The sequence below is a fragment of the Rhodococcus sp. A14 genome, from assembly GCF_011603105.1.
Taxonomy (GTDB): domain Bacteria; phylum Actinomycetota; class Actinomycetes; order Mycobacteriales; family Mycobacteriaceae; genus Rhodococcus_F; species Rhodococcus_F opacus.
The window spans coordinates 1-5,376 of sequence record NZ_JAAOQS010000206.1 but is presented as its reverse complement, the minus strand read 5'-3'; the positions used below and the strand labels follow the sequence as shown (position 1 = coordinate 5,376).

The window sequence follows — 5,376 nt, the reverse complement described above, 5'->3', positions numbered from 1 at the left end:
CCGGGGAGACCGAAGAAATCCTGAACCGGATGGGGCGAGCGGCGACCGCCCTGGCCGGCCTCGCCGAACAGGTCCTGCGCACACATGATCCCGAGCTGGCCACCGAGCTCGGCAGACGCGACGACGAACTCGACGAGCTGCACCGACGACTGCTCACCCTGATCGAAGACCCAACCTGGCCCGGCAGCATCCCAGCCGCGGTCGATGCCACCTTGCTGGGCCGATTCTACGAACGTTTCGGTGACCACACCGTCGTGGTCGGGCGCCGGGTCATCTTCCTCGTCACCGGCGAACCCCTGAGCCCGTAGACCGGCGCACTCGGGTCGCCAGCGTGGACCGCGACGGGCCTACTGCATGCTCGCGGCGCTCCGCTGCTGGCGAGCGTATCTGCGTCGCTCGGTCTCGCTCATCCCGCCCCAGGTGCCATACGGTTCGGGAGCGGACAGGGCATAGTCGCGGCAGGGAGCGAGCGCCGGGCAGCTCGCGCAGAGCCGCTTCGCTTCGGCTTCCGGCGGGCGCGGTCGAGTCCGCGTTCCTTGTCGGGGGAAAAGAAGATCGCCGCGTCGACGCCCCGGCACGCTGCCCGGGCACCCCACTCGGCGACGAGGGGACCATGGGGGTCGGTGCCCCGCGGATCGCGATCATCGGGGTGCACGGTCGGTGGAACAGGAGCCTCCGGAACGGAAAGCCCGGGGAACCGGCGCAGGGTGTGGCGATCCTGGACTCGTTCCGCCGGGGGCGAAGAATTACCAGGGCTGCTCTCTCAACCTGCAGCTCCGAGTCGCGGTGAGCAGCACGGACGGATCTGCCGTGAGCGGGCTTCTCTACCGCGGTCAATGAACCCATTTCACGGTCCACGGGTACGGATTCTGGTGGGTGTCGGGGACGAAGTGTGCCACTTCCTAAGTCGGCACCACGGACGCAGTCCCTATCTGCCTCCTCCAACCCTGTCGAGAATTGATCATTTCCGACACCCACTCTGACCCACGGGTTTGGCAGGCAAATGGCGTCGAAAACCTGTGTCGAGAAGTCATGTCGAAAAACCTCTACGAAAGGCATTTTCGACACATGCTGATCGGCTACGCGCGTGTCTCGGCCGAGTCCACGCCACTGGTTCGTGGCTGCCATTCGATCGAGCACCGAGGTGCCGTAACCGCGGACCTTCTCGGCCGTAAGGTGGCGGTGCGCGGGTGGAAAGGGCGCAGCGAGAACTCGACGTTGCGGAACAGCGTGCGGCGTGCCAGCCCCATCAGTACCGCCATGCCGGTCACGGCCATCCACATCGGTAACGGGTAGAGAGCGAGACGCTCCCCCAGGCCGAAATGCAGCGCCTGTCCCAGCATGAGGCCGGCGCCGACCAGGCCCACGAGTGCGCACAGCGCGGACCACAGGGCGACCAGCCGCTTCTCGTGCCACATATGCCACGCGATGAGCATGAGCACCACGTGGCGCGCCACGAAGCCCGGCAACACGGCCGACCAGTGGGTGATCGTTCCATCGTTCGCCGGAAACAGTCCGGTGGCAGCGGTGCTGACCGCGATGATCACGGCAAGGGAGAGTATCCACTTCTTCTCCCGGCCACTTCGTATGTGCCGCTGAAGAAACAGTGCACCGAGGAGAGTGAGCACCCCGAGCGCGACGAACGTCGAATTCATGACGTCGTGCATCGGTGAGCACGATCCGACTTCGCAGGTCGTCACGCCCAGGGAGCTGATCGAGTCCTGCGCGAAGCTGTAAGGGGTGCTCCACGCCGCCGCGGTGAACACCTCCGCCAACAAGTAGGCGAACGAAAGTACCCAGGCCGTGCCAGCAACTGCGTGGCGAAGATTATCTGTTCTCGGTGACGTTCCGGCGCGGTGAGGATAACTGATAGTGGATTCTCTCTGTCGAACCAGATGTGTCGAGTGAGGCCGGAAATCGCCGACCCGGATGATCTGCGTGACCCTACGACCCGAACCTGAGAATGCTGTCCGAAATATCTGCATGGTCAGCCTCCACTGTGTATCAGGTCGTACTTGCCGTGGATCGGGCGCTGCGTCCGGCGTCGTCGGTACATTGGTGGTAATTCACAAGCACTGGCGCGCAATCACTTCAAGGTTTCAGTTGACATATCTCCGTTATCGGCGGTTTCTTCGGCGAGGTGGTCGGGGTCCTTCGGCGCTTCCGGCCCCGCACACCGGCGGACACGACCAGCACAAGCAAACACAGACCTCCTCGTCCTTCGGACGGAATACCCGACCGGCTCTTTCGGAAACGGCGATTGATCGGGTGCTTGAGTGAGACCTCCTCACAAGGGCCATGGACCGACTGTGAGGCAGTCGAATTGATGCGGCACGCACGTCCTACCACTTACCATCGAATTCCATGGGAGTCGCAGCCGTGGCACGAGCGCTCGGCCGCCTCCAGTACCGACTCGCGCGTGTCCCCTTCCAACTGTTCGACGACACGGTGATGCCGGCGCTCTTCGACGACGCGGCCCCGGCCCGGCTGGCGTACGAGTGGGTGCTGATCGAGTGTGACGAGGCCGCGGCGGTTCTGTTCGACGACCAGTCCGCGGCTGCCCACGCACAGATGTTGCGGCGGCGCGGTGCCGCTGTGCGATACGCCAGTGCCCGCCGGCATCGGCAGCTCCTCCGCGATACGGAGGCCACCCTCGAGCGGCACCGCGCTCGTTTCCTCGCGCGGCACCGGAAGCACGCCACAGACACTGATTAATGTTTCCGGCGCCGTCGACGAGTCGTGCAGGCTCGTGTGCACAGCCACCCGCACACTCGACGCCACATACAGCCGTGCACCAACGCTCACCGAGCCCGGCCGTGCAGCCGCCTCACCCCCGAGCCGGCTGCACGGCCGGCGACCGGCAGCGAGAGTGTGGGGTGCTTCCCGCGTCACTCACCACGCCTGTCGTAGCTGGCGAATACGAGGTCGCGGGTTCGTGCCGACGCCGGCGCGGACTTCACCCCGGGTAATCCCCACCCAGGCACGACAACATCCGGGGTTCGTTCGAACCGCAATCCGAATTTTGCCGCGAACACCCCACACGGCGGCAGATAATTGTGGTATCGGTAAAAAACCGAAGCTCGGGAAGGGTCAGCCATGTCCGATCGTAGCTCGGGAGTGAATCCAGCGAGTTCCGAGTATCCCTCTGGTAAACAGGCTTTCGCAGCCGGTACGTCGATGGGGGCCGCCGTTATCATGGTCACCGTCGGCATCATCCAGTTCTTCCAAGGCATCGCGGCGGTCGCCGAAGACGAAGTGTTCGTCAGCGGCATCGAGTACGTCTACAAGTTCGACCTCACCACCTGGGGCTGGATCCACATCATCCTCGGTGTCCTCGTCGCGATCGTCGGCCTGGCCCTGTTCACCGGCGCCGGGTGGGCCCGCGTGTCGGCCATCGTCGTCGCCGCCATCTCGATCTTGGCGAACTTTCTGTGGTTGCCCTACTATCCGGGGTGGTCACTGCTGATCATCGCCCTCGATATCGTCGTCATCTGGGCTGTCTCGACATGGAATCCGGAACCAAATATCACAGACGCGAACCTTCGCGGTACCGACACTCCCGCTCGGTAACTCGGCCGGGGATCGCGGGCAAAAGGTACGACAAAATGAGTGTCGGCACCCGCATCGTCACGAGACCGGAGCGATCACGGCCGACGCAACAGCAATCCGCACTGCCATTTCCTTCATCGTGCACACCTCATCTCAGAGATTCCCGACTCCAGGGCGAACGGGGTGACGAGCCAGGAAGCACCTCATCTCGACGTTCACCCGTTCTGGTGAACACCCCGACTATCCCCGAGAACACCGTGAAACCAACGGGAGCGGCAACAATGACATACACATACAAGGTCGTCGAGGTCCGCGAGAAAATGATCGGCGGCAAAATGTCCGGCGCCAAACTCGAAGACCTGCTCAACCAGTACGCCCAGCAAGGATGGCGTCTCAAAGCGATAACCTCGTCCGATGTCAAGGGCAGAATCGGCCCTGGCAGCGTGGAGGGACTGCTGATCACCTTCGAACGCGAAAGCTGAGCGAGGGACCGGTGTCGGCGGCCGTCCACAACGCCCGGGTGGATGTGATTCTAGTGGAGTGGAACACACGCTGGAACCGAAGCCATCCGATCAAGTTCCCAGGGTTCGCGGCCAACACACCCGAAGTTCGAAGAAGACCTGGTAGTCGCAGCTCTCCCACTAGTAACCGCCCCCATCGGCAGTCAGATCACGCGCTAGCCGACGCATTGGTCCCGTGCATGGAGCATTCCGTCGACTTGGAGCGAACGGTGTGGCGCGAACTAGATGCCCTTCTAGCAGATGGGAACCCGGCGCGACCCGAACGTTCCTCATCAGTCTTGAGGCAGCCTATTCCGGCGCGATAGCGGCACCCGGGGTCCCGTGTACGGCACATCGCGGACCAGTTTGATGACCTCGGCGGTGGCCTCGGGCCGTTTGTAGTAGCCCTTCATGATGTTGTGTCCGCGGATGACGATCTCCCCGACCTGGTCCGGTCCGGTGACCGGGTTCCATTCCTCGTCGACGAGCCCGGCTTCGAGGCCCAGACGTTTTCCCTCACGGCGGGCCGCCTCGAGTCCTCACTCCCCGAGTGCTCGGCGACTCGACCGCTCACACTGCTCGTGGTAGGTGCGCAGGGTGGGGAGCCGGCTCGTCACCCACTTTTCCGTACGCACCTGCACGAAATCCGTCGTGGAGACGCTACGCGATGCTCTGCAGAGCAAAAAAAAGCGAGCTCACCTGGCCTTTTGGCACAAATCATGAGTGACACGGAGCAAGCCGCGTAGACGGCAGATGTAGGTTCCCCTCACACGCGCCGCCTGGCCGCGGCCGATCGCCGGGGTCCCGTCCGGTCGAGGGTCAAACCCCGAGCACGGTCTCGGCCGCTCTTCCGTGAAAACGCGATGAGGTGCGGTTTCCCGGGAGACGGTGCGGGAAGCGGAATTCTCGTCACCGACCGCGCACAAACCGGAAGTAAGCCGCCACGAGGCACTGAGAGTTCATGAAAGCGCGGCTGCTGTAGGTGGAAGTCGTCGCGAAGATGTCAGTGCGACGACCTGCGGATCGCCGATGGAGGTCAGCAGATCTCGCCACCGGCTGTCAGTAGGAGCCTGAAACCGCCGTGCGGACATGCTCGAGCAGCCACTTCACGTCTCCGCCGATCTGGCTCCGGTCGTGGCCGGACTCACACCCAAGTCGCACCAGGGCTTGTGACCGAACTGTCGTCGACCACTGCGGGGAGGCTGTCCCTGTTCGGCGAGGACACCGAGTTCCCGCTGCCGGCGGAGTCGCTGCCCTATACGCATCCGCATACCGTGATCAACCGCCGACGACACCAGAGGGGCCCTGCACCGGATCGGTGCAGGGC

At 63.7% G+C, this 5,376-nt stretch carries 5 protein-coding genes and 1 pseudogene; 4 read left to right on the top strand and 2 right to left on the bottom strand.

What is annotated here, in order from left to right:
* The coding region (locus G9373_RS44495; protein WP_167121173.1) for a phosphate uptake regulator PhoU at positions 1-308 on the top strand (308 nt) is incomplete at its 5' end.
* A gap of 39 nt (positions 309-347) precedes the next feature.
* On the opposite strand, the pseudogene G9373_RS44490 reads toward G9373_RS44495, so the two are convergent.
* Positions 348-655: pseudogene (locus G9373_RS44490) on the bottom strand (WhiB family transcriptional regulator).
* A gap of 424 nt (positions 656-1,079) precedes the next feature.
* Positions 1,080-1,778: a DUF998 domain-containing protein gene (locus G9373_RS44485; protein ID WP_240961136.1), complete on the bottom strand. Its 699-nt coding sequence runs from the start codon at positions 1,776-1,778 to the stop codon at positions 1,080-1,082.
* 586 nt (positions 1,779-2,364) lie between these two features.
* Here G9373_RS44485 and G9373_RS44480 point away from each other — a divergent pair.
* The 3 genes from G9373_RS44480 (at position 2,365) to G9373_RS44470 (ending at position 4,031) form a co-directional block, all read left to right on the top strand.
* Positions 2,365-2,715: a hypothetical protein gene (locus G9373_RS44480; protein WP_167121171.1), complete on the top strand. Its 351-nt coding sequence runs from the start codon at positions 2,365-2,367 to the stop codon at positions 2,713-2,715.
* Positions 2,716-3,177: 462 nt separating this feature from the next.
* Entirely contained in the window at positions 3,178-3,570 is a 393-nt protein-coding gene (locus tag G9373_RS44475) for a hypothetical protein (protein WP_167121169.1), read from the top strand.
* Between the two features lie 260 nt (positions 3,571-3,830).
* Positions 3,831-4,031, top strand: coding sequence for a DUF4177 domain-containing protein (locus G9373_RS44470; protein ID WP_061042837.1), 201 nt, complete (start codon positions 3,831-3,833; stop codon positions 4,029-4,031).
* Positions 4,032-5,376 lie beyond the last annotated feature (1,345 nt).

Excerpts from the sequence above, each read along its gene's own strand:
- G9373_RS44480 (WP_167121171.1), top strand. The coding sequence starts at position 2,365 with ATGGGAGTCGCAGCCGTGGCACGAGCGCTCGGCCGCCTCCAGTACCGA.
- G9373_RS44475 (WP_167121169.1), top strand. The coding sequence starts at position 3,178 with ATGGGGGCCGCCGTTATCATGGTCACCGTCGGCATCATCCAGTTCTTC.
- G9373_RS44470 (WP_061042837.1), top strand. The coding sequence starts at position 3,831 with ATGACATACACATACAAGGTCGTCGAGGTCCGCGAGAAAATGATCGGC.